At 58.3% G+C, this 23634-nt stretch carries 24 protein-coding genes and 1 other RNA gene; 15 read left to right on the top strand and 10 right to left on the bottom strand.

Features of this window, described 5'->3' with window-relative positions:
* Positions 1-13: 13 nt before the first annotated feature.
* Positions 14-772: a M48 family metallopeptidase gene (locus WFN61_RS07425; protein WP_144816137.1), complete on the bottom strand. Its 759-nt coding sequence runs from the start codon at positions 770-772 to the stop codon at positions 14-16.
* A 279-nt stretch (positions 773-1051) separates the two neighbouring features.
* Between WFN61_RS07425 and tkt the strand changes: the two genes are divergently transcribed.
* On the top strand, positions 1052-3043 hold the full coding sequence (tkt, locus tag WFN61_RS07420; RefSeq protein ID WP_222888808.1) for a transketolase: 1992 nt from the start codon (positions 1052-1054) through the stop codon (positions 3041-3043).
* Positions 3044-3088: 45 nt separating this feature from the next.
* Here tkt and WFN61_RS07415 read toward each other — a convergent pair whose 3' ends face one another.
* Genes WFN61_RS07415 through WFN61_RS07395 form a run of 5 tightly spaced genes read right to left on the bottom strand, consistent with a single transcriptional unit; the run spans position 3089 to position 6152 of the window.
* Positions 3089-3754: an energy-coupling factor ABC transporter ATP-binding protein gene (locus tag WFN61_RS07415; RefSeq protein ID WP_337038440.1), complete on the bottom strand. Its 666-nt coding sequence runs from the start codon at positions 3752-3754 to the stop codon at positions 3089-3091.
* Positions 3748-4425: an ABC transporter ATP-binding protein gene (locus WFN61_RS07410; RefSeq protein WP_337038579.1), complete on the bottom strand. Its 678-nt coding sequence runs from the start codon at positions 4423-4425 to the stop codon at positions 3748-3750. The genes WFN61_RS07415 and WFN61_RS07410 overlap by 7 nt, the downstream gene beginning before the upstream one ends.
* Positions 4413-5120, bottom strand: a complete 708-nt coding sequence (locus WFN61_RS07405; RefSeq protein WP_337038439.1) for an energy-coupling factor transporter transmembrane component T — start codon at positions 5118-5120, stop codon at positions 4413-4415. The genes WFN61_RS07410 and WFN61_RS07405 overlap by 13 nt, the downstream gene beginning before the upstream one ends.
* On the bottom strand, positions 5121-5699 hold the full coding sequence (locus tag WFN61_RS07400; protein ID WP_337038438.1) for an ECF transporter S component: 579 nt from the start codon (positions 5697-5699) through the stop codon (positions 5121-5123).
* A gap of 24 nt (positions 5700-5723) precedes the next feature.
* Entirely contained in the window at positions 5724-6152 is a 429-nt protein-coding gene (locus WFN61_RS07395; protein ID WP_144816118.1) for a PPC domain-containing DNA-binding protein, read from the bottom strand.
* A 365-nt stretch (positions 6153-6517) separates the two neighbouring features.
* Between WFN61_RS07395 and epd the strand changes: the two genes are divergently transcribed.
* The 6 genes from epd to WFN61_RS07365 all read left to right on the top strand — a co-directional run bounded on the left by epd (position 6518) and on the right by WFN61_RS07365 (position 12625).
* Complete coding sequence (gene epd, locus WFN61_RS07390) at positions 6518-7537, top strand: erythrose-4-phosphate dehydrogenase (RefSeq protein ID WP_257758500.1); 1020 nt, start codon at positions 6518-6520, stop codon at positions 7535-7537.
* A 49-nt stretch (positions 7538-7586) separates the two neighbouring features.
* Positions 7587-8750 (top strand): phosphoglycerate kinase, encoded by a 1164-nt coding sequence (pgk, locus tag WFN61_RS07385; RefSeq protein WP_154058527.1) that lies wholly within the window; start codon positions 7587-7589, stop codon positions 8748-8750.
* A 66-nt stretch (positions 8751-8816) separates the two neighbouring features.
* Positions 8817-9893 (top strand): class II fructose-bisphosphate aldolase, encoded by a 1077-nt coding sequence (gene fbaA, locus WFN61_RS07380; RefSeq protein WP_042388071.1) that lies wholly within the window; start codon positions 8817-8819, stop codon positions 9891-9893.
* 217 nt (positions 9894-10110) lie between these two features.
* Positions 10111-10980 carry a small-conductance mechanosensitive channel MscS gene (locus WFN61_RS07375; RefSeq protein ID WP_144816110.1) on the top strand — a complete coding sequence of 290 codons (870 nt, stop codon included), beginning with the start codon at positions 10111-10113 and terminating at the stop codon, positions 10978-10980.
* 133 nt (positions 10981-11113) lie between these two features.
* The gene (argO, locus tag WFN61_RS07370; RefSeq protein ID WP_337038578.1) at positions 11114-11743 is read left to right on the top strand and encodes an arginine exporter ArgO; all 630 of its coding nucleotides are present in this window, start codon (positions 11114-11116) and stop codon (positions 11741-11743) included.
* Between the two features lie 105 nt (positions 11744-11848).
* On the top strand, positions 11849-12625 hold the full coding sequence (locus WFN61_RS07365; protein WP_222888800.1) for an oxidative stress defense protein: 777 nt from the start codon (positions 11849-11851) through the stop codon (positions 12623-12625).
* A gap of 48 nt (positions 12626-12673) precedes the next feature.
* On the opposite strand, the gene argP is transcribed toward WFN61_RS07365, so the two are convergent.
* Positions 12674-13567, bottom strand: coding sequence for a DNA-binding transcriptional regulator ArgP (argP, locus tag WFN61_RS07360; RefSeq protein WP_103818426.1), 894 nt, complete (start codon positions 13565-13567; stop codon positions 12674-12676).
* 175 nt (positions 13568-13742) lie between these two features.
* On the opposite strand from argP, the gene rpiA reads away from it, so the two are divergent.
* Both rpiA and serA read left to right on the top strand, forming a co-directional pair.
* Complete coding sequence (rpiA, locus tag WFN61_RS07355) at positions 13743-14402, top strand: ribose-5-phosphate isomerase RpiA (RefSeq protein ID WP_257758496.1); 660 nt, start codon at positions 13743-13745, stop codon at positions 14400-14402.
* A gap of 254 nt (positions 14403-14656) precedes the next feature.
* Positions 14657-15889: a phosphoglycerate dehydrogenase gene (serA, locus tag WFN61_RS07350; RefSeq protein WP_144816102.1), complete on the top strand. Its 1233-nt coding sequence runs from the start codon at positions 14657-14659 to the stop codon at positions 15887-15889.
* Between the two features lie 28 nt (positions 15890-15917).
* Here serA and WFN61_RS07345 read toward each other — a convergent pair whose 3' ends face one another.
* The 3 genes from WFN61_RS07345 to zapA all read right to left on the bottom strand — a co-directional run bounded on the left by WFN61_RS07345 (position 15918) and on the right by zapA (position 17088).
* Positions 15918-16514, bottom strand: a complete 597-nt coding sequence (locus tag WFN61_RS07345) for a 5-formyltetrahydrofolate cyclo-ligase (protein ID WP_313572936.1) — start codon at positions 16512-16514, stop codon at positions 15918-15920.
* Between the two features lie 19 nt (positions 16515-16533).
* A non-coding RNA gene (ssrS, locus tag WFN61_RS07340) (6S RNA) lies at positions 16534-16717 on the bottom strand.
* Between the two features lie 41 nt (positions 16718-16758).
* Entirely contained in the window at positions 16759-17088 is a 330-nt protein-coding gene (zapA, locus tag WFN61_RS07335; RefSeq protein ID WP_144816098.1) for a cell division protein ZapA, read from the bottom strand.
* A 262-nt stretch (positions 17089-17350) separates the two neighbouring features.
* Here zapA and WFN61_RS07330 point away from each other — a divergent pair, with 262 nt between their 5' ends.
* The 6 genes from WFN61_RS07330 (at position 17351) to gcvH (ending at position 23594) form a co-directional block, all read left to right on the top strand.
* Positions 17351-17929 carry a YecA/YgfB family protein gene (locus WFN61_RS07330; RefSeq protein ID WP_144816095.1) on the top strand — a complete coding sequence of 193 codons (579 nt, stop codon included), beginning with the start codon at positions 17351-17353 and terminating at the stop codon, positions 17927-17929.
* 31 nt (positions 17930-17960) lie between these two features.
* Positions 17961-19277 carry a Xaa-Pro aminopeptidase gene (pepP, locus tag WFN61_RS07325; protein ID WP_312282548.1) on the top strand — a complete coding sequence of 439 codons (1317 nt, stop codon included), beginning with the start codon at positions 17961-17963 and terminating at the stop codon, positions 19275-19277.
* Positions 19274-20452, top strand: a complete 1179-nt coding sequence (gene ubiH, locus WFN61_RS07320) for a 2-octaprenyl-6-methoxyphenyl hydroxylase (protein WP_312282547.1) — start codon at positions 19274-19276, stop codon at positions 20450-20452. Before pepP ends, ubiH begins: the two co-directional genes overlap by 4 nt.
* A gap of 21 nt (positions 20453-20473) precedes the next feature.
* Positions 20474-21676 carry an FAD-dependent 2-octaprenylphenol hydroxylase gene (ubiI, locus tag WFN61_RS07315; RefSeq protein WP_337038433.1) on the top strand — a complete coding sequence of 401 codons (1203 nt, stop codon included), beginning with the start codon at positions 20474-20476 and terminating at the stop codon, positions 21674-21676.
* Positions 21677-22084: 408 nt separating this feature from the next.
* Entirely contained in the window at positions 22085-23179 is a 1095-nt protein-coding gene (gene gcvT / locus WFN61_RS07310; protein ID WP_313572939.1) for a glycine cleavage system aminomethyltransferase GcvT, read from the top strand.
* Between the two features lie 25 nt (positions 23180-23204).
* On the top strand, positions 23205-23594 hold the full coding sequence (gcvH, locus tag WFN61_RS07305) for a glycine cleavage system protein GcvH (protein WP_337038432.1): 390 nt from the start codon (positions 23205-23207) through the stop codon (positions 23592-23594).
* Positions 23595-23634: the final 40 nt, after the last annotated feature.

Raw genomic sequence — 23634 nt, 5'->3', positions numbered from 1 at the left:
GACCTGGGGAGATTTACTTAATCCCGTCCGCCGCCATACGTTCGCGAATGTGCTGTGCACGGGCCTCGGAGGCCGGGTGATCGTCAAACATTGTGCTTTGACGGCCCGCTTCCTGCTGGGCCAGCTTCTCGAAGCTGGTGGCTAAGCCTGACGGATTGATGCCGCGCTTGCGCAGCAGATCGTAGGAGTAGTCATCCGCTTCTGCCTCCTGGCGCTGGGAGAACTGTGCGTTCACCAGCTTCTCGCCAAGATCGCCGAGCTGCGACTGGGAGAGGCTACCCACCACGCCACCCGCCGAGGCGGCGGCAACGCGTACGGCGTTAGTACCCAACGCAACCTGCATACCGCGCTTCACGTGACCGAGCGCAACGTGGCCCATCTCGTGGCCGATCACCGCTTCGACCTCGTTGTCATTCATCATATCCATCAGTCCGCTGTAGACACGGATACAGCCGTTGGCCATTGCAAAGGCGTTAACGTCTTTGGTGATATAGACGTTGTAGTTCACCGCCTGGCCGTTGATGTTGTCGCCCAGCGCAGAGGCAATCTTAGCCAGCCGCTGGCGATAGGGGCTGTTGGCAGGCGCAAGCGTTGCTTTGCTGTCCAGCTCTTTACAGGATTCGTCGCTCAGCGCTTTTACCTGTGCATCCGAAAGTGAATAGGCCTGGAATGCCTCAGCGCCCGAGCTTAATAAACCGTTTGAATCCATGTTCTGACAGCCGGTTAATGCCGCTGCCACACCCAGAGCGAGCAATGCTTGCCGAATTTTCATTGGTTATCTTCCGCATCAATATATTGATAATTTTAATGGTCTTCCCGACGCAGGGAGGCGGGAACCTTCTCTGAGTATAAAGAAAATAGCAAGCCGTGGGCGAGTGTTTGCGCAACCTGCGAGCGGCTTCCAGAGATTTCTGAAGTGGCAAAAGGATGGTCCATGTACATGGCTAGCCGCTTGGGTTACATTGTTGGCACTTTTTTCCGGCGTAGCCCATATTGCGCTGTAGTCAAGTCGCTACGGGCATGGCCTTTAACAGTCCGATCTGGAGTCAAAATGTCCTCACGTAAAGAGCTTGCCAATGCTATTCGTGCGCTGAGCATGGACGCGGTACAGAAAGCCAAATCCGGTCACCCCGGTGCCCCGATGGGTATGGCAGACATCGCCGAAGTCCTGTGGCGTGATTTCCTGAACCACAACCCGGCCAACCCGGCCTGGGCCAACCGCGACCGTTTTGTGCTCTCCAACGGCCACGGCTCCATGCTGATTTACAGCCTGCTGCACCTCTCTGGCTATGACCTGCCGATTGAAGAGCTGAAGAACTTCCGCCAGCTGCACTCAAAAACCCCGGGCCACCCGGAAGTGGGCTACACCGCTGGCGTTGAAACCACCACCGGTCCGCTGGGCCAGGGCATTGCCAACGCCGTAGGCATGGCAATTGCCGAGAAAACGCTGGCAGCGCAGTTCAACCGTCCTGGTCACGATATCGTTGACCACTTCACCTACGCATTCATGGGCGACGGCTGCATGATGGAAGGCATTTCTCACGAAGTGTGCTCCCTGGCCGGTACCCTGAAGCTCGGCAAGCTGGTGGCGTTCTATGACGACAACGGCATCTCTATCGACGGCCACGTTGAAGGCTGGTTCACCGACGATACCGCAGCACGCTTTGAGGCTTACGGCTGGCACGTAGTGCGCGGCGTAGACGGCCACGATGCCGACGCGATCAAACGCGCCGTTGAAGAAGCACAGTCCGTTACCGACAAGCCGTCCCTGCTGATGTGCAAAACCGTCATCGGCTTCGGCTCCCCGAACAAAGCGGGCACCCACGACTCCCACGGCGCACCGCTGGGCGACGCGGAAATCGTTCTGACCCGCGAGCAGCTGGGCTGGAAACACGAGCCGTTTGTTATCCCGTCTGACATCTACGCTCAGTGGGATGCGAAAGAAGTGGGCACCGCGAAAGAGAACGCGTGGAACGAGAAGTTCGCCGCCTATGCCAACGCCTTCCCGCAGGAAGCCGCCGAGTTTACCCGCCGCATGAAAGGCGACATGCCGGCTGACTTCAGCGCGAAAGCAGATGCGTTCATCGCTAAGCTGCAGGCTAACCCGTCCAAAATTGCCAGCCGTAAAGCGTCTCAGAACGCCATCGAAGCCTTTGGCCCGCTGCTGCCGGAATTCCTCGGCGGCTCCGCTGACCTGGCACCGTCTAACCTGACCATCTGGTCTGGCTCTAAAGCCATCAACGAAGATGCAGCAGGAAACTACATTCACTACGGCGTGCGCGAGTTCGGCATGACCGCCATTGCCAACGGTATCGCCCTGCACGGCGGTTTCGTGCCGTACACCTCCACCTTCCTGATGTTTGTGGAATATGCCCGTAACGCGGTGCGTATGGCTGCGCTGATGAAGCAGCGCCAGGTGCTGGTCTATACCCACGACTCCATCGGTCTGGGCGAAGATGGCCCGACCCACCAGCCGGTAGAGCAGGTGGCCTCCCTGCGTCTGACGCCGAACATGAGCACATGGCGTCCGTGTGACCAGGTTGAGTCTGCAGTGGCGTGGAAGTACGGCGTAGAGCGTCACGACGGCCCGACCGCGCTGATCCTCTCTCGTCAGAACCTGGCTCAGCAGGAGCGTACCGAGCAGCAGCTGGCCGACATCGCCCGCGGCGGCTACGTGCTGAAGGACAGCGACGGTCAGCCACAGCTGATTTTCATCGCCACCGGTTCTGAAGTTGAGCTGGCTGTTGCCGCATGGGAGCAGCTGACTGCGGAAGGCGTGAAGGCGCGCGTGGTCTCCATGCCGTCTACCGACGCGTTCGATAAACAGGATGCGGCGTACCGTGAATCCGTATTGCCGAAAGCCGTTTCTGCCCGTGTTGCCATCGAAGCGGGTATCGCCGACTTCTGGTTCAAGTACACCGGCCTGAACGGCGCTATCGTCGGGATGACCACCTTCGGTGAATCTGCTCCGGCAGAGCAGCTGTTCGAAGAGTTCGGCTTCACCGTGGAAAACGTGGTGGCGAAGGCGAAAGCGCTGCTGTAATCCGCTAATGCCCGCTGGCGCTGTGCTTAGCGGGCCTACAAGCAGTTACAGGCTACAGTGGTCTTCGGCTATGCCGCCGTCGGCCAGACGCACGATCCGCGGGAAGTTACGGCGGAGAAAATCGTAGTCATGGCTGATGGCGAGCACCGTGGTGCCACGCTGGCGGCAAAGTGCCAGCCAGTTTTCGAAGATACCCAGCCAGCGATCGTCAAAATCGCGGCTGGGTTCATCAAGCAGCAGCAGCGGCGGCGACAGCGCCTCCAGGCTTGCCACGGCGACCATCCGGCGTTGGGCAACATGGAGATCGAGTGGATGCGCCAGGGCTACCTCTTCAAGATGGCACAGCGTTAACGCCTCTTCGACTCTTCGTTGGATCTCATCCTGAGGCAGCTTCTGCAACCGCAGGCCATACGCCACCTCGGCAAAGACTTCGCTCTGCACGATCTGATTTTCCGCCTCCTGAAACAGCACGCCAGCAAGCCTTGCACGCTCCTGTGCCTTGAGGCGCGTTAGCGCGTGGCTTTGGATCGACACGCTTCCCGCATCAGGGGCAAGCAGCCCGGCCATAATGCGTAGCAGCGTCGATTTACCCGCGCCGTTATCGCCAATCAGGGCCACGGACTCGCCTGGCGTCAGGTGGAGCGACACGTCGTGCAGACAGCGCTGCTCCGCCTTCGGCCAGCGAAAATCGATGTGTTCTACTTTCAGCATAACGGCTCCAGCCCCCCGGTCGTGAGCTGCCAGGCCTGCTGGCAGAGAGGACGCACAGGCTCAAGCCTGCGTTCAAACAGCACGATCAGCGCCTGCTGTGCCGTGGCCCAATCGGCGAGCCGTTCAAGCATGCGCTGCGTAGCCTGGGGCGTCAGGCGGCTGAACGCCTCATCCAGCAGCAGGATTTTGGGCTGCATCGCCAGCGCACAGGCAATCACCACGCGCTGCGTCTCACCGCCGGAGAGCGTAGCCGGGTGGCGGTGGCGCAGCGGCTGGCAGTCGGTCAGGGTCAGCGCCGCGTCAATGCGAGCAAGGATCGCCTCCTCGCTCAGGCAGAGGTTCTCCGGACCAAAGGCAATCTCCTCTTCCACGCTAAAAGTACAGCCTGAGAGCTGAAGATAGGGCGACTGCTGCACCAGCTGAATGGTCTGCGCCTGCGCGGCAAGCGAAAGCGTGCCAATCGGCTGCCCAAGCAGGCTGCCGGATCCGCTAACGGTGCCGGGAAGAAAGTCCGGGTACCAGCCCGCCATCAGCTGCGCCAGCGTGCTTTTCCCGCTGCCGTTGCCACCAATAATCGCCACTATGCCGGGCAGCGCGTAATGAAAATCGTACGCTCGCGGGGCGGCGCTGGCGTGCAGCGGCTGATAGCAGAACCCCTCTAACGTAACCATAGCCATACGCCTGCCTCCACGACCATCAGCGCCACCATGCCGTAGCGCACGGCACGCTGAAGGGCGCTGTCCTTCGGGGCCCACAGCGTGGTGCGGGTACGGTGCAGGCGAAAGGCCCGCATATCCAACGCCGCGCCGCGCACGGCGAGATCGTTAAGCGCGCCCTGGGTCAGGGGCAGCACCAGAGCCGGGATCGCCCGCAGCCGTTGATACCAGCGTCCGTCCAGCGGCACGCCCCGGGCGCGCTGGGCTTCATGAATGCTGGCTAGCCGATGCTTAAGTTGCTCGACGATCAGCAGCGGGCCTGAAAGCAGGTAGGCGAGACCCGGTGGCAGGCGGCTGGCAAACAGCGCGCGAATAAACTGCCGGACCGGCACACAGTGCATCCAGAGCTGGGCAGTCGAGACGACTGCCAGAATACGCAGCCAGAGCGTAACGGCCTGTGCCCAGCGTCGGGGATCGCGCGGCTGTCCGCTAAGCCATTCTGTCAGCCAGCCGCCGTGCACCAGCCAGAGCCCCGCACCCAGGGAGAACATCAGCCAGCCGACGTAGCGTGCTCGCCTACGGGTGGCGTGAAAAAACAGCAGGCTGGCAAAGGCGGCGGTGCTCCAGGCGGTTAGCGCCGCGCCTGCTGGTATCAGCAGCGTAGAGAATGCGGCGAGCCCCCACAGCGTGAGCGACGTAAAGGGGTGCATTTAACGCACGGCGGCCATGGTGGGGAAGTGACGCGTGGTGCGCAGCGGCAGCCGGCGCAGCAGGATCCAGACCACAATCGCCGTGAGGATCTTATCCACGAGGTTGGCCCCGAGCACGGTGATCGCCACGGACTCAAGCAGATCCTGGCCCATAGAGTGCATCCAGGCGACAAAGAGATCGGCTCCGCTGCCGGTAACCCCGCCGAAGAGGGCGGTACGAAGCGGTACGGCCACCACCGTGACCGCGAGCGTAATGATGCCGCCGCTGACGATCACCTTCGGCAGGGTACGGAACCAGCCCAGCCGGGCCAGCCAACCGGCCACCAGACCAATCACCATGGCCACCGGGGCAAAGGCGGCGGCGATGGGATCGGTGAGCAGCCCCCAGAGCAGATTGGTCAGCAGGCCGGTAAGCATGCCGATAAACGGCCCCAGCAGCACGGCGCTCATCAGCGTGCCGATAGAGTCGAGAAAGATCGGCAGCTTCAGCAGGCTAATCAGCTGGCCACCGATCATATTGATGGCGATAGAGATAACGATCAGTGCCAGCGTCTGGCTGGCGAATTGGCGACGTGCCATAGCGACCTCATAAGGTTGGGAAAATTAGCGTACGTTAATAACCAGCTCGTCATAGCCCGAAACAGCACAGGGCTGGCGGCTGAAGGCGAGGGTGGTCAGCTCGCCGATCACCAGTTCAAGGGTGGTGCGAACCGTACAGCCAGGCATGACGTGCCCGCCGGTCATCACGCCATTCTCATCGGCCACGCTGAGGTGCAGATGCTCACCGGCCAGCTCCAGCGTGCCGCCGAGGGAGATCGCTTCGAAGGTGCCATGCAGATAAGTGGTCTCGTCGCGGGCGGCGAAGCGCAGCGCCACGTCCGTCAGGCTGCCGGTGCAGCCTGCAATCCAGGCGGCGTGGAGTGCGTGACGCTGGGTAAACGCACGCAGGGCAGTGAGCAGCTCATCGCCGGGAAGCAGACGCAGGGCATAGAAGCGTGCGCTGGATGGAGAAGTGCCGGGGGTCATGGTCATAGGCCTCGTAAACGCCAAAGTGGCAGCGATCATAAGAGCGACAGCAATTCGTTTTAATGATGTATATCAGGAAAAGACCGCGACCGAAGGCTGATTTGCGGATAAAGGAATACGGATTCCGGCAATGGAATAATTCCGCCGTCGGTTTGCGGTAAAGTGTGACGTAGATCAGATAACTGGTTTAACCCCGCGGCGACAGATTCCCTTTATTCCGCGTTTCGCTTACCCTAGCTGAAGCGTTTCAGTCGAAATTCCGTTCGACATTTAACCACTTAGTCACAGTTTGTGACAGGCGAGGTTTCCCTGACTATGCCGCTGCATTACTCTGTCAGCCATCGACTCAGGGATAGCTTTGCAGGAGACTTATGACCCTACGCATCGCGATAAATGGTTTTGGTCGCATCGGGCGTAACGTGGTTCGTGCTTTGTATGAATCCGGACGCCGGGCGGAGATCGCCGTAGTGGCCATTAACGAGCTGGCGGATGACGCAGGCATTGCGCATCTGTTGAAGTATGACACCAGCCACGGCCGCTTTAGCCAGCGTGTTCATCACGAGGGCGGGCAGCTATTTGTCGGCCATGACGCGATCCGACTCCTGCACGAGCCAACCATTGATGCGCTGCCCTGGCGCGAGCTTGAGGTCGACGTGGTGCTGGACTGCACCGGCGTGTATGGCAACCGTGAGCACGGTGAAGCACATTTGAACGCCGGCGCGAAAAAGGTGCTCTTTTCCCATCCAGGCAGCAGCGATCTCGACGCCACCGTGGTCTTCGGCGTCAATCAGGACGATCTGCGTCCGGACGATCGCATCGTCTCTAACGCCTCCTGCACCACAAACTGCATTATTCCCGTCATCAAGCTGCTTGATGATGCTTTTGGCATCGAGTCGGGGACGGTCACTACCATCCACTCGGCGATGCACGATCAGCAGGTCATTGACGCTTACCATCCGGATCTGCGGCGTACGCGTGCAGCCAGCCAGTCGATCATTCCGGTGGATACCAAGCTTGCGGCAGGCATTACGCGCTTCTTTCCAAAATTTAACGATAAATTTGAAGCCATTGCCGTACGCGTACCGACAATCAATGTCACGGCAATCGACCTCAGCGTGACGGTAGGCAGCCCGGTAAATGCCTGTCAAGTCAACCAGTTGCTGCAAAAGGCGTCACGGGAAGCATTTCATGGTATAGTTGACTATACGGAATTACCGTTGGTCTCAACTGATTTTAACCACGATCCGCACAGTGCCATTGTCGATGGCACACAGACGCGGGTCAGCGGTGCACATCTGATCAAAACGCTGGTCTGGTGTGATAATGAATGGGGTTTCGCTAACCGAATGCTCGACACGACGTTAGCGATGGCCGCGAAAGGTTTTAGGTAGGACGCGTCTTGCGTCTGCAAAACTTTAAGAATCAACGAGAGGATTCACCATGTCTGTAATTAAGATGACCGATCTGGATCTAGCTGGGAAACGCGTTTTTATCCGTGCGGATCTGAACGTACCGGTTAAAGATGGTAAAGTAACCAGCGATGCGCGTATTCGTGCCTCCCTGCCGACTATCGAACTGGCCCTGAAACAGGGTGCAAAAGTGATGGTCACCTCTCACCTGGGTCGTCCGACCGAAGGCGAGTACAACGAAGAATTCTCTCTGCTGCCGGTTGTTAACTACCTGAAAGACAAACTCTCTAACCCGGTACGTCTGGTCAAAGACTACCTGGACGGCGTGGAAGTGGCTGAGGGTGAGCTGGTCGTTCTGGAAAACGTTCGCTTCAACAAAGGCGAAAAGAAAGATGACGAAACCCTGGCGAAAAAATATGCTGCCCTGTGCGACATCTTCGTGATGGACGCATTTGGTACGGCACACCGTGCGCAGGCGTCTACCCACGGCGTAGGCAAGTTTGCTGACGTAGCGTGCGCAGGCCCGCTGCTGGCAGAAGAACTGGACGCGCTGGGTAAAGCGCTGAAAGAGCCAGCTCGTCCGATGGTGGCTATCGTTGGTGGCTCTAAAGTCTCTACCAAGCTGACCGTGCTCGACTCCCTGTCTAAAATTGCTGACCAGCTGATCGTCGGTGGTGGCATCGCCAACACCTTCGTTGCTGCGCAGGGCCACAACGTGGGCAAATCCCTGTACGAAGCGGACCTGGTTGACGAAGCGAAACGTCTGCTGCAGACCTGCGACATTCCGGTCCCGACTGACGTGCGCGTTGCCACTGAGTTCTCCGAAACCGCGACCGCGACCCTGAAATCTGTTAGCGACATCAAAGATGAAGAGCAGATTCTGGATCTGGGTGATGTTTCCGCTGAGAAACTGGCTGAAATCCTGAAAAACGCCAAAACTATTCTGTGGAACGGCCCGGTTGGCGTTTTTGAGTTCCCGAACTTCCGTAAAGGGACTGAGATCGTAGCCAACGCTATCGCTGACAGCGACGCGTTCTCTATCGCAGGTGGCGGTGATACCCTGGCAGCGATCGACCTGTTCGGCATCGCTGACAAAATCTCCTACATCTCCACCGGTGGCGGCGCGTTCCTTGAATTCGTGGAAGGCAAAGTGCTGCCAGCCGTAGCGATGCTCGAAGAGCGCGCTAAGAAGTAATGCCTGAGCAGGCGGATCGCTCCGCCTGATTTCAGACCCGTTTTCTGTAAATACAGGATTTACACCATGTCTAAAATTTTTGATTTCGTAAAACCAGGCGTGATCACCGGTGATGACGTTCAGAAAGTATTCCAGGTTGCTAAAGAGAACAACTTTGCGCTGCCAGCCGTTAACTGCGTAGGTACCGACTCCATCAACGCCGTTCTGGAAACCGCTGCGAAGGTAAAAGCGCCGGTTATCGTTCAGTTCTCTAACGGCGGTGCTGCGTTTATCGCTGGTAAAGGCTTCAAAGGCGAAGGCCAGCAGGCGGCTATTCTGGGTGCGATCTCTGGTGCGCACCACGTTCACCAGATGGCTGAACACTACGGCGTGCCGGTGATCCTGCACACTGACCACTGCGCGAAGAAACTGCTGCCGTGGATCGACGGTCTGCTGGACGCGGGTGAAAAACACTTTGCCGCTACCGGTAAACCGCTGTTCTCTTCCCACATGATCGATCTCTCTGAAGAGTCCCTGGAAGAGAACATCGAGATCTGCTCTAAATACCTGGAGCGCATGTCCAAAATGGGCATGACCCTGGAGATCGAACTGGGCTGCACCGGCGGTGAAGAAGATGGCGTGGACAACAGCCATATGGACGCATCTGCACTGTACACCCAGCCGGAAGACGTTGACTACGCGTACACCAAGCTGAACGCGATCAGCCCGCGCTTCACCATTGCGGCCTCCTTCGGTAACGTGCACGGCGTGTACAAGCCGGGTAACGTTAAGCTGACCCCGACCATCCTGCGCGACTCTCAGGAGTATGTTTCTAAGAAACATAACCTGCCGCACAACAGCCTGAACTTCGTGTTCCATGGCGGTTCCGGCTCTTCCGCGCAGGAGATCAAAGATTCCGTAAGCTACGGCGTGATCAAAATGAACATCGATACCGATACTCAGTGGGCTAACTGGGAAGGTATCCTGAAGTACTACAAAGAGAACGAAGCTTACCTGCAGTCTCAGCTGGGCAACCCGAAAGGCGAAGACCAGCCGAACAAGAAATACTACGATCCGCGCGTATGGCTGCGTGCCGCACAGGCCAGCATGGTGACGCGTCTGGAGCAGGCATTTAAAGAGCTGAACGCGATCGACGTTCTGTAATTTAAAGCGTGTAAAAGTGAATGGCTCCCTACGGGGGGCCATTTTTTTTGCCTGTATAGGGTGAACACAGTCTGAAAAGTCACCCTTATCGCAGATGTTTTGTGCGACCGGTGCGTTTAGGGTTTGGCATAGGTGTCGTTTTTTGTTTACGCTTTGCTGACCTGCTTCACGTTTTACGTGATTTTTAACCCATCTAGGTAAGCATAAGGAACAGTGAATGGACGATCTTAATGTGCTGGGTAGCATAAACAACGCCGGCGGCTGGCTGGTACGCAACCAGGCGCTGCTGCTGAGCTATGCCGTCAACATCGTTGCTGCGATTGTCATCCTCACTATCGGGATGGTGGTGGCCAGGGCCATTGCTAAGACTCTCAATCGGGTGATGGTCGCCAGGCATATCGATCCTACGGTGGCTGACTTTCTCTCTGCGCTGGTGCGCTACGGCATTATTGCCTTTACCCTGATCGCCGCGCTGGGCCGGGTAGGGGTGCAAACCGCATCGGTGATTGCCGTGCTGGGTGCCGCGGGTCTGGCCATTGGCCTTGCGCTTCAGGGCTCGCTCTCTAACCTGGCCGCAGGCGTGCTGCTGGTGACCTTCCGTCCTTTCCGCGCCGGTGAGTATGTGGATTTAGGCGGTGTGGCGGGGACCGTTTTGCATGTGCAGATCTTCTCTACCACCATGCGTTCCGCCGATGGCCGCTACATTGTCATCCCCAACGGTAAGATCATTGCTGGCAACATCATTAACTTCTCCCGCGAGCCGGTGCGCCGTAACGAATTCATTATCGGCGTTGATTACGATGCGGATATCGATCTGGTGAAACAGCTGCTGACCGAAATTATCGAGTCTGACGATCGTATTCTGAAAGATCGCGAAAGAACCGTCCGCATGAACGAGCTGGGCGCATCCTCAGTTAACTTTGTGATCCGTACCTGGAGCAACAGCGGCGATCTGCAAAACGTTTACTGGGACGTGCTGGAGCGCATCAAGAAGACATTCGATGCCCACGGCATTGGTTTCCCCTATCCGCAGATGGATGTGCACTTCAAGCGTGAGAGAGCCGCTCAGCCTGCCGAGCAGCAATAATCTCCCCAGGGCCAGCACTGCTGGCCCTATTTAGTATTAGCCCTACTGATTACTGATTAGAATTTTAAATTTCCGCTTATAATAAGGGCACGGTATAGTCTCCGCCATGAACGAACAGGTAGAGGCTATGATGGTGTTAAGTTATTATTTTCAAGGGCTTGCGTTAGGCTCAGCGATGATCCTGCCGCTGGGCCCACAAAATGCGTTTGTGATGAATCAGGGCATCCGCCGCCAGTATCCATTGATGGTGGCTGGATTATGCGCTCTTAGCGATCTGATTCTGATCTGTGCCGGGATCTTCGGCGGCAGCGCGGTGCTAATGCAGTCGCCGTGGCTGATGGCGCTGGTCACCTGGGGCGGCGTAGCGTTCCTGCTCTGGTATGGCTTTGGCGCCCTAAAAACGGCCTTTAGCCAGCAGCTTGAGCTGGCGAATGCTGAGGTGTTAAAACAGGGGCGCTGGCGAATAATCGCCACTATGCTGGCGGTAACCTGGCTCAACCCTCACGTCTATCTTGACACCTTTGTGGTGCTCGGCAGTTTGGGTGGGCAGCTGGCGGCAGAGCCGAAGCGTTGGTTTGCGCTCGGGACGATTAGCGCCTCATTTATCTGGTTTTTCGGCCTGGCGCTGCTGGCAGCATGGCTTGCGCCACGCCTGCGCACCGCTAAGGCGCAGCGTATTATCAACGTCGTCGTGGGCGTGATCATGTGGTTTATCGCGTTTCAGCTGGCGAAGGAAGGTATTCATCATTTACAGGTGCTGTAGCGCAGCGTTACCAGGCTAAGTCCGATGGACAACCGCGCCGAAAACGTTAAGCTTGCAGCCAAACGTCCGCGTCCGCGGCGAATATTCAGACAAGGAGAAGCTACGGTGAAGTTCAAAGTGATGGCCCTTGCGGCATTAGTTGGATTAGGTGCGCTGTCGGTTCAGGCAAATGAGCTGCCAAACGGCCCGCATATTGTGACCTCGGGTACGGCGAGCGTTGATGCCGTGCCGGATATCGCTACCCTGGCGATTGAAGTTAACGTTGCAGCAAAAGATGCGGCATCGGCGAAGAAGCAGGCCGACGATCGCGTTGCGCAATACCTGAGCTTCCTTGAGCAGAACGGCGTGGCGAAGAAGGATATTAACTCCGCTAACCTGCGTACCCAACCGGACTATGACTATCAGAATGGCAAAAGCATTCTGAAAGGTTACCGGGCGGTACGTACGGTAGAAGTGACGCTGCGCGAGCTGGATAAGCTTAACTCGCTGCTGGACGGCGCGCTGAAAGCCGGGCTGAACGAGATCCGTGCGGTTACCCTCGGCGTTGCGCAACCAGAAGCCTATAAAGACAAGGCGCGTAAAGCAGCAATCGATGACGCCGTGCGTCAGGCCGGGCAGCTGGCTGCGGGCTTTAAGTCTACCCTGGGGCCGGTGTACAGCGTGCGTTACCACGTCTCTAACTATCAGCCTACCCCGATGGTACGCATGATGAAGGCAGACGCGGCACCAACGTCGGCGCAGGAGACCTACGAGCAGCCAACGATCCAGTTTGACGATCAGGTTGACGTGGTGTTTGAACTGCAGCCGCAGGCGGGAAGCACCGCTCAACCTGCGCCTGCGCAGTCGGCACCAGCCCAGTCAACTCAGCCAGCCCAGCAGTAATCCGCTCTTATCCGGCCGGGGTCAAACCTGGCCGGATACTCTCCCGTTTTAGTCCTGACGCAGTACGCGGCGACCGTGGGCCAGCAACGCTTCGGTAACGTTGCGCATCATGCGGCTCTCCGGCGCGAAACGGTGCCAGAAAAGCATCCGCCGCTGGAACAGGCCCGGCGTCAGGTCAATCAGCTCGCCGCTGTCTAACTCGCGCTCAATCTGCAGGTGCGGGATCATGCAGCAGGTCGTACCCTGGCGCGCCAGCTGCACAAAGGCTTCGGACGAGTTAACGATATGGCACGGTACGCTGCCCGGCGGCAGATCGAAGTTCTGCTGCAAAAAGGCCTGATGCATATCGTCGAGATGGTCAAACGCCACCGCCGGGGCCTTTAGCAGCGCCGAGCGGGTCACGCCGTTGGGGAAGTAGCGTTCGGCGAAGGCTTTTGAGCCTACAAACAGGTAGTCGAGCGCGCCGAGCCGATCCACGAGGCAGCTTGGCAGCGCCTGGGACTGGATACTGACCGCGCCGACCACTTCCCCCCGACGCAGACGCTCCTGGGTACGGGTCTCATCTTCCACCTGCAGATTAAGGCGGATCGGTGAGTCAACCAGCACCGGTGCCAGGGCGGGTAACAGCCAGGTCGCCAGGCTGTCGGCGTTGACCGCTAGCGAGAGCAGCAGCGGCGTAGAGCCGGTCTGCTCATCCCCCAGCCACTCATCCTCTAGCAGCTCAACCTGACGCAGCAGTGCCAGCAGCTTCTGACCCTGCTCGGTAGGACGCGGCGGCACGGTACGAACCAGCAGCGGCTGACCAAACATATTTTCCAGCTGTTTAATACGTTGTGAGACGGCGGACTGGGTAATACACAGCTTTTGCGCGGCGCGCTCAAACCCGCGTTCACGAATGACCGCATCAAGCGCCTGTAATGTTCTGTAGTCCGGACGTTTCATTGCTAAGAGGTGCTCCAAAGTGTGATTAACAGCACTATGACATAAATTTTCGTTCGATACAGACGAAATGCGCGCCTCTGTTTTTCACTAAGAGTTGCGACATTGATCACAGGGACATTTTAACGATCGATGCCTTATAATGCGCGCTCAGTCACCACACCACAGGCAAACGATCATGACGCAGGATGAACTAAAAAAAGCAGTAGGCTGGGCGGCGCTAAACTACGTTGAGCCAGGCACCATTGTCGGCGTTGGCACCGGTTCAACGGCTGCACACTTTATCGATGCGCTGGGCACGATGAAGGGGCAGATTGAAGGGGCCGTTTCCAGCTCTGACGCCTCTACCGAAAAGCTGAAATCCCTTGGCATCACCGTGTTCGATCTCAACGAGGTCGATCGTCTGGGCGTTTACGTTGACGGTGCTGACGAGATCAACGGTCAGATGCAGATGATCAAAGGCGGCGGCGCGGCGCTGACTCGCGAAAAGATCATCGCCTCCGTGGCGGATAAGTTTATCTGTATTGCCGATGCGTCAAAAGAGGTGGCTATTCTGGGAGGCTTCCCGCTGCCGGTAGAGGTGATCCCCATGGCCCGCAGCGCCGTTGCCCGTCAGTTAGTGAAGCTGGGCGGTCGTCCTGAATATCGTCAGGGCGTGGTGACCGACAACGGTAACGTCATTCTCGACGTGCACGGTCTGGAGATTATCGATCCTGTGGCGCTGGAAAATGCGATTAACGCCATTCCAGGGGTGGTCACCGTCGGCCTGTTCGCCAACCGTGGTGCGGACGTGGCGCTGATCGGTACCGCCGACGGCGTAAAAACCATCGTAAAATGATCTGACGGCGAGAGGCTCTCGCCGGAGAAAAAATTTCCCCTGGCTGAATTCGGTGACTTGTGTCACGTTTTCAGCCAGCGACTGACGATCCTGTTGCCGTTTAGCCGCTTTGCTAGCATTTTCCTCTGTCAAACTTCACTGCGTGACTTTTCTTCATACCGCCGACGCAAACGTTCATATTGCCGCAATAGTTTTTTTTGATATGTTGGCTAAAGCGAACACACACTGATTTAGAAAATAACAGGGTCGGGGAAATGGCAAAAGTATCACTGGAAAAAGACAAAATTAAGTTTTTGCTGGTTGAAGGCGTTCATCAGAAAGCAATAGATAGCCTTCGTGCAGCGGGTTACACCAACATTGAGTACCACAAAGGTGCGCTGGACAGCGCCCAGCTGAAAGAGTCGATCCGTGATGCCCATTTCATCGGCCTGCGCTCCCGTACGCATCTGACAGAAGAGATTTTCGCTGCCGCAGAGAAGCTGGTTGCCGTCGGCTGCTTCTGCATCGGCACCAATCAGGTTGACCTCAACGCGGCTGCTAAGCGTGGCGTACCGGTATTCAACGCGCCGTTCTCTAATACCCGCTCGGTGGCGGAACTGGTGATCGGCGAGCTGCTGCTGCTGATGCGCGGTATTCCGGAAGCCAACGCCAAGGCGCACCGTGGCGTCTGGAACAAGCTTGCCGCAGGCTCCTATGAAGCACGTGGCAAGAAGCTGGGTATTATCGGCTACGGCCACATCGGTACCCAGCTGGGCATTCTGGCGGAGTCGCTGGGGATGCACGTCTTCTTCTACGATATTGAAAGCAAGCTGCCACTGGGCAACGCTACTCAGGTTCAGCACCTCTCTGACCTGCTGAACATGAGCGACGTCGTGAGCCTGCACGTGCCGGAAAACGCCTCGACGAAGAACATGATCGGCGTCGAAGAGCTGGCGCTGATGAAGCCGGGCTCGCTGCTGATCAACGCCGCACGCGGCACGGTTGTCGATATTCCGGCCCTGTGCGACGCGCTGCGTAACAAACACCTGGCCGGCGCGGCTATTGACGTCTTCCCGACTGAACCGGCGACCAACAGCGATCCGTTTGACTCCCCGCTGTGTGAGTTCGACAACGTCATACTGACCCCGCACATCGGCGGCTCTACGCAGGAAGCACAGGAGAACATTGGCCTTGAAGTGGCAGGCAAGCTGGCGAAATATTCAGACAACGGCTCCACGCTCTCTGCCGTGAACTTCCCGGAAGTCTCACTGCCGCTGCACGGCGGTCGTCGCCTGCTGCACATCCATGAGAACCGCCCTGGCGTGCTGACCGCCATCAACCAGATCTTTGCCGAGCAGGGGGTCAACATTGCCGCCCAGTATCTGCAAACGACACCGCAGATGGGTTACGTGGTGATCGATATCGAAGCGGAAGAAGAGGTGGCGCAGAAGGCGCTGCAGAGCATGAAAGGCATTGCCGGAACTATCCGCGCACGTCTGCTCTACTGATCCGTGTTGCCCGGCGTGCCAGCCGGGCCTACCACTGCCATGTCTGCGATGGCGTCACCACCGCAGGCAAGGGAATATCCCACTCTTCTACCGGCAGGGCATCGACCTGCTGGCAGTCATGGGCGTAGCCTACCGGCGTAAAACCATGCTGCTGCCACTTCTGTAGCGTGCGATCGTAAAAGCCGCCGCCCATCCCCAGCCGTTGTCCCTGATTGTCAAAGGCCACCAGCGGCGTGATCAACACGTCCAGCGTGTCGAGCGGCGTGACGTCGCGCAGATCGAGCCTGGGTTCATAAATTTTCAGATGATTTACCACCAGTTCGCTCTCAGGGTGGTAGTGCAGAAACAGCAGATTACCGGGGCTGAAGGGGTGCAAAACCGGCAGGCAGACGCGTTTGCCGCTGCGCCAGAGCTGCTCGATCAGCGGACGGGTATCAAGCTCACCGTCAAAAGAGAGAAACAGCGCCACGGTGTGGGCCAGCACCATCGGCGGAAACGCCATCATGCGGTTAGCGGCCTGCTGGGCGTAGCTACGCTGCTCGTCGTTGCTTAGGGCACGGCGACGCTGGCGGATCTGCTGGCGAATGAGCTGTCGGGGTGAAACGGATAGCGCGAGTGATGTCATGGTATCAGGTAGAGGAAGGGGAATCTCCGAGATGCCGCCGCAGGCTGTAACCCTTGAACCCTTGGTTCAAGGTGAATATGTCGTCATAGTTTTAAGGCTTCTCGGACGAACCGAGCATGCTCACCAACCATGGAGCGCCACATTCTTGTGGTATGAAATATCGGCTCAGGGGACTGGCCCGCTTGCGAACATCTCAGAGAAATTTTTTCTTCACTGTCACTCTACCATAGTCGACATTGAAGTGTTATTCAAACTTAGGCCCCGGTCTTTCGTTAGTGCGACCCTGATCAAGCAATGCCTGTTCGATGGTCTGCTGTAACAGTCGAATACGCTGCTCCATGCTGGATGCGTAGTCGCGGGTTTTCGCCTTTTCCTGAGCCAGTTCGTAGCTAATGTTCAACGCGGCGATGAAAACCAGCTGCTCAGTATTTGTGACTCTAGTGCGAACTTTCAGATCTTGCAACCGCTCATTCAGATCATCTGCAGCCTGATTGAGAGCGTCCCGCTGTTCAGGCGGACAGTTCACGCGCAGTGAACGGCCAAAAATTTGGATATCGACGGGTTGTGCAGACATGACACCTTCCTGCTGTTTGACTGCGCTCTACCTTGGCAACCGAGTCCTGGCTGCGAAGGGGCGACACTATAGCTACCCTGGTTAGAGGATTCAAGCAGATTCTCATAACCTGAACTCTTAGCCTATTCTCTTAACATAGCCGTAAAAAGAAACCTATACGTAAAGGTCGCAAACGCATGTTTGGCGAAAGCTGACGGCTATATCACCAGGGTCCAAAGTGGTAGCATACCATGAATCTTTCTCCCAACGACGACGAATGCGCATGTCAATACAGAACGAAATGCCTGGTTACAATGAATTGAACCAGTTACTCACCCAACAGGGTGTTGGCTTAACGCCAGCCGAGATGCACGGTCTGATCGGCGGGATGCTTTGCGGCGGCAATAACGACAGCTCGTGGCAGCCGCTGTTACACGATCTCACCAACGAAGGTCTGGCGTTTGGCCATGAGCTGGCCGAGGCGCTGCGTAAGATGCACGCCGCCACCAGCGACGCACTGGAAGACGATGGCTTCCAGTTCCAGCTCTTTCTGCCGGACGGCGATGAGGTCAGCGTGTTTGACCGGGCCGACGCCATGGCGGGCTGGGTGAACCACTTCCTGCTGGGGCTGGGCGTCACGCAGCCGAAGCTCGATAAGGTCACCGGTGATACCGGCGAGGCCATCGACGATCTGCGCAACATCGCGCAGCTGGGCTACGAGGAGGACGAAGATCAGGAAGAGCTGGAGATGTCGCTCGAAGAGATCGTGGAGTACGTCCGCGTGGCGGCGCTGCTCTGCCATGATACGTTTACCCGTCCACAGCCGACCGCACCGGAAGTGCGTAAGCCAACGCTACATTAAGCGTCGTACTGAATGCTAAAAAGGAGGTGTCATGACCCAGTCTGAGTTTCTTCGCCGCCGCCAGGCGCTGCTTGCGCAGATGGCCCCGGCCAGCGCGGCGCTGATCTTCTCCGCTCCGGAGGCGACCCGCAGCGCCGACAGTGAATATCCCTACCGTCAAAACAGCGACTTCTGGTACTTCACCGGCTTTAACGAGCCCGAAGCGGTGCTGGTGCTGATCAAGAGCGATGACACCCACAATCACAGCGTACTGTTTAACCGCCTGCGGGATAAAACCGCAGAGATCTGGTTTGGCCGTCGGCTGGGCCAGGAGGCCGCGCCGGAGAAGCTGGGCGTGGATCGGGCGCTGGCGTTCAGTGAAATCGACGAGCAGCTCTACCAGCTGCTTAACGGACTCGACGTGGTCTACCACGCGCAGGGCGAATATAGCTATGCGGATGCGATCCTCTTCACCGCGCTGGACAAGCTGCGCAAAGGGTCCCGGCAGAATCTCACCGCGCCCGCCTCGATGACTGACTGGCGGCCCATCGTCCATGAGATGCGCCTGTTTAAATCCCCGGAAGAGATTGACGTCCTGCGCCGCGCAGGTGAGATCAGCGCGCTGGCCCACACGCGGGCGATGCAGGTCTGCCGTCCGGGCATGTTCGAATACCAGCTCGAAGGCGAGATCCTGCACGAGTTCAACCGCCACGGGGCGCGCTTTGCGTCGTATAACACCATTGTTGGCGGTGGGGAAAACGGCTGCATCCTGCACTACACCGAGAACGAAAGCGAGCTGCGTGACGGTGAGCTGGTGCTGATTGACGCCGGGTGCGAGTATCGGGGCTACGCGGGGGATATCACCCGTACCTTCCCGATTAACGGCAAGTTTACCCCGGCCCAGCGCGAGATCTATGACATCGTGCTGGCCTCGCTCGACGCCGCGCTGACCCTGTTCCGTCCGGGCACCTCCATTCAAGACGTTACCAGCGACGTTGTGCGGATCATGATTACCGGGCTGGTGAAGCTCGATATCCTGAAAGGTGACGTTGACCAGCTGCTGGCCGACAACGCCCACCGCGCCTTCTTCATGCACGGCCTGAGCCACTGGCTGGGGCTGGACGTTCATGACGTCGGCGTCTACGGGCCTGACCGCTCGCGCACGCTTGAGCCGGGCATGGTGCTGACCGTCGAACCGGGTCTCTATATCGCTCCGGATGCCGACGTGCCGCCTCAGTATCGTGGCATTGGGATCCGCATCGAGGATGACATCCTCATCACCGAAAACGGCAACGAGAACCTGACCGCCAGCGTAGTGAAGAGGGCCGATGAGATCGAGGCGCTGATGGCGGCGGCGAAGCATTCATGAGTGTAATAATCGTCGGCGGCGGGATGACCGGCGCTACGCTTGCGCTGGCTATTTCGCGCCTGACGCACGGCACGCTGCCGGTGCACCTTATCGAAGCCACTGCTCCGGAAGAGCAGGCGCATCCAGGCTTTGATGCGCGTGCCATTGCGCTGGCCGAAGGCACCTGCCAGCATCTGGCGCGGATCGGCATCTGGCAGCATATTGCCCCGTGCGCCACGCCCATCACCAGCGTTCACGTAAGCGATCGCGGTCATGCGGGCTTCGTGACGCTGGAAGCACAGGACTATCGCGTCGACGCGCTCGGGCACGTTGTAGAGCTGCACGAGGTGGGGCAGCGGCTATTTTCGCTGCTACGCCGTGCCCCCGGCGTCACGCTGCACTGTCCTGACCGGGTCAACGACTTTACCCGCAGCGAAGAGGGCGTCAGCGTGACCCTGGAGAGCGGTAAAACGCTGCAGGGAAGCCTGCTGGTGGCGGCGGACGGTTCCCGCTCGGCGCTGGCAGCGCAGTGCGGTATCGGCTGGCAGCAGACGCCGTATCATCAGGTGGCGCTGATCGCCAACGTGACTACCTCGCTTGCCGGCCAGGGGAGAGCCTTCGAGCGCTTCACCGAACACGGCCCGCTGGCGCTGCTGCCTATGTCGCAGGGGCGCTACTCGCTGGTGTGGTGTCATCCACTGGAGAAGCGCGATGAGGTGATGGCCTGGTCCGATGAGCGCTTCTGCCACGAGCTGCAAAGCGCGTTTGGCTGGCGGCTTGGGCGCATTGTCCACGCGGGCACCCGCAATGCCTATCCGCTGACGTTAACCACCGCTTCATCGCCGGTATCGCACCGCGTGGTGCTGGTGGGCAACGCTGCCCAGACGCTGCATCCTATCGCCGGGCAGGGGTTCAACCTCGGCATGCGCGATGTGATGAGCCTGGCCGAGACGCTAGCTGATGCGCGGGCGGAGAACGGCGACATTGGCGCTTATCCGGTGCTGCGCGGCTATCAGCAGCGCCGTCAGAGTGACAAAGAGGCGACAATCGGCGTTACCGACGGGCTGGTGCAGCTGTTTGCTAACCGCTGGTCACCGCTGGTTGCGGGTCGCAACGCCGGCCTGATGGCAATGGAACTTTTTACCCCGGCACGCGACGTGCTGGCGCAGCGAACCCTTGGATGGGTCGCACGATAAATAAAGCCTTGGGAGCGAATTTTGCAGAGTGTAGATGTAGCAATTGTCGGCGGCGGTATGGTTGGTCTGGCGGTAGCCTGCGGATTGCAGGGGAGCGGCCTGCGCGTAGCGGTGCTGGAGCAAAACCCGCCTCAGCCGCTGCCGGAGAGTGCGCCGCCTGCGCTTCGTGTTTCGGCCATCAACGCCGCCAGTGAAAAGCTGCTGACGCGTCTTGGCGTCTGGTCATCTATCGTGGCGAACCGCGCCAGCTGCTATCACGGTATGGAAGTGTGGGACAAAGACAGCTTTGGACGCATCGCTTTTGACGACCGCAGCATGGGCTATAGCCACCTGGGCCATATTATTGAGAACGATGTGATCCATCAGGCGCTGTGGCAGAGAGCGCAGCAGTGTCAGGATGTTACGCTTATGGCACCCGCTGGCGTACAACAGGTCGCCTGGGGTGAAAATGAAGCCTTTTTAACCCTGAAAGATGGCGGCATGCTGACGGCACGGCTGGTGGTTGGCGCGGACGGGGCTAACTCCTGGCTGCGTGAAAAAGCCGATATTGCGCTTACCTCATGGGACTATCGTCATCATGCGCTGGTTGCCACTATCCGCACCGATGAGCCTCACGAGGCGGTAGCGCGTCAGGTCTTCCACGGCGACGGCATCTTAGCCTTCCTGCCGCTGAGCGATCCGCATCTCTGCTCCATTGTCTGGTCGTTGCCGCCGCTGGAGGCGGCAAGCATGCAGGATACGACAGAGGAGGCCTTCAACCAGGCGCTGGACATGGCGTTCGATAACCGCCTTGGCCTTTGTCACCTTGAGAGCGAGCGACTGGTGTTTCCGCTCACGGGCCGCTATGCACGCCAGTTTGCCGCCCACCGGCTGGCGCTGGTGGGCGATGCCGCGCACACCATCCATCCGCTGGCGGGGCAGGGGGTAAACCTTGGCTTTATGGATGCCGCCGAGATGGTCAACGAGCTGAAACGCCTGCACGGCGCAGGCAAAGATATCGGTCAGCATCTCTACCTGCGCCGCTATGAGCGCAGCCGTAAACACAGCGCCGGGGTGATGCTGGCGAGTATGCAGGGCTTTCGCGAGCTGTTTGCCGGCACGCACCCGGCGAAAAAGCTGCTGCGCGATCTCGGCCTGAAGCTGGCCGACACGCTGCCGGGGGTTAAGCCGCAGCTTATTCGCCAGGCGATGGGCCTGAACGATCTGCCCGAGTGGTTACGTTAACTCGATCACACTTTCCCTCTCCGGCTCTGGAGAGGGACGCATTCTCTCATTTGAAATATTCTAATTTCACCCCGGTTTTCGGATTACTTTTTCTCATCTACCAAAATTTTCCCATCTTGAAATCTGCGTGCTTTGCCGCGTAATACGCTGGCTTATCGGGTCTTCATCGTCTGTTTTATGATGTTTATCGCAAACTCACCGGCCTGTACCAGTGTAATATCCTGCCGCCTGCTTCAGCGTTTTAGGTCATAAGCTAATGTGATGGAACATTTTTGCTTATGGTTATGCCCGCTGTTCGATGATAAGTTCAGGCGAAAGGTAACGTTTGCGTCGCCGTCTGGAACCGAGGCTTACGTGCTTACGACTTCGCCTTATTTATCCTGGCCCCGCTTATTCAATGAGGAAAAGATGGCTCAGCAAACCCCTTTATACGAACAACACACGCTGTGCGGCGCCCGCATGGTGGATTTCCACGGCTGGATGATGCCTCTGCACTACGGCTCGCAGATCGATGAGCACCACGCGGTGCGCACCGATGCCGGTATGTTTGATGTCTCGCATATGACCATCGTCGATCTGCGCGGCAGCCTCTGCCGGGCGTTTCTCCGCCATCTGCTGGCCAACGACGTTGCTAAACTGACCCAGCCGGGCAAGGCGCTCTACAGCGGCATGCTCAACGCCTCCGGCGGCGTTATTGACGATCTGATCGTCTACTTCTTTACCGAAGATCATTTCCGCCTCGTGGTGAACTCTGCCACCCGCGAAAAAGATCTCGCGTGGATCACCCAGCACGCGGCTCCCTTTGATATCGAGATTACCGTTCGTGACGATCTGGCGCTGATCGCCGTTCAGGGGCCGAACGCCCAGGCGAAAGCGGCAGGTCTGTTTACCGATGCCCAACGTCAGGCCGTGGCAGGCATGAAGCCCTTCTTTGGCGTGGAGTCGGACGGCTGGTTTATCGCTACCACCGGCTACACAGGTGAAGCGGGCTATGAGATTGCGCTGCCGAGTGAGCAGGCAGCGGATTTCTGGCAGGCGCTAATTGGCGCAGGCGTGAAGCCCTGCGGTCTGGGCGCGCGCGACACGCTGCGTCTGGAAGCGGGCATGAACCTCTATGGCCAGGAGATGGACGAAGGCGTTTCGCCGCTGGCGGCGAATATGGGCTGGACCATTGCCTGGGAGCCTGCCGATCGTGATTTTATTGGCCGTGAAGCGCTGGAACTACAGCGTGAAAGAGGCACCGAGCAGCTGGTTGGCCTGATCATGACCGAAAAAGGCGTCCTGCGTAACGAACTGCCGGTGCGTTTCACCGATGCCAGCGGCAACTCGCAGGAGGGCATTATCACCAGCGGCACCTTCTCGCCGACGCTGGGCTACAGCATCGCGCTGGCCCGCGTACCGGCCGGGATTGGCGACACGGCTATCGTGCAGATCCGCAACCGTGAAATGCCGGTGAAGGTAACGAAACCTGTTTTTGTGCGCGCTGGCAAAGCCGTCGCGTAACCTAATCTATCGTGGAGAAATGTGAATGAGCAATGTACCTGGCGACCTGAAATACAGTAAAGAACACGAATGGCTGCGCAAAGAGGCAGACGGCTCCTACACCGTTGGCATCACCGAACATGCGCAGGAGCTGCTGGGCGATATGGTGTTCGTTGACCTGCCGGACGTGGGCGCTACCGTCAGCGCGGGCGATGACTGTGCCGTTGCAGAATCCGTTAAGGCGGCCTCCGACATCTATGCTCCGGTGAGCGGCGAGATCGTGGCAGTCAACGACGCGCTCAGCGACAACCCAGAGCTGGTCAACAGCGAGCCATACGCTGGCGGCTGGATCTTTAAAATCAAGGCCAGCGACGAAGCAGAGGTTGAAGCCCTGCTGGGCGCGACCGCATACGAATCTCTGCTAGAAGACGAGTAATACGCTTCATACTTCACGTTGCAGGTGTGTTGGCTTCCTC

Origin of the sequence: Pseudescherichia sp. AS216 (assembly GCF_037152055.1) — a bacterium.
GTDB lineage: Bacteria > Pseudomonadota > Gammaproteobacteria > Enterobacterales > Enterobacteriaceae > Pseudescherichia.
This window is presented reverse-complemented; position numbering and strand designations above follow the sequence as displayed.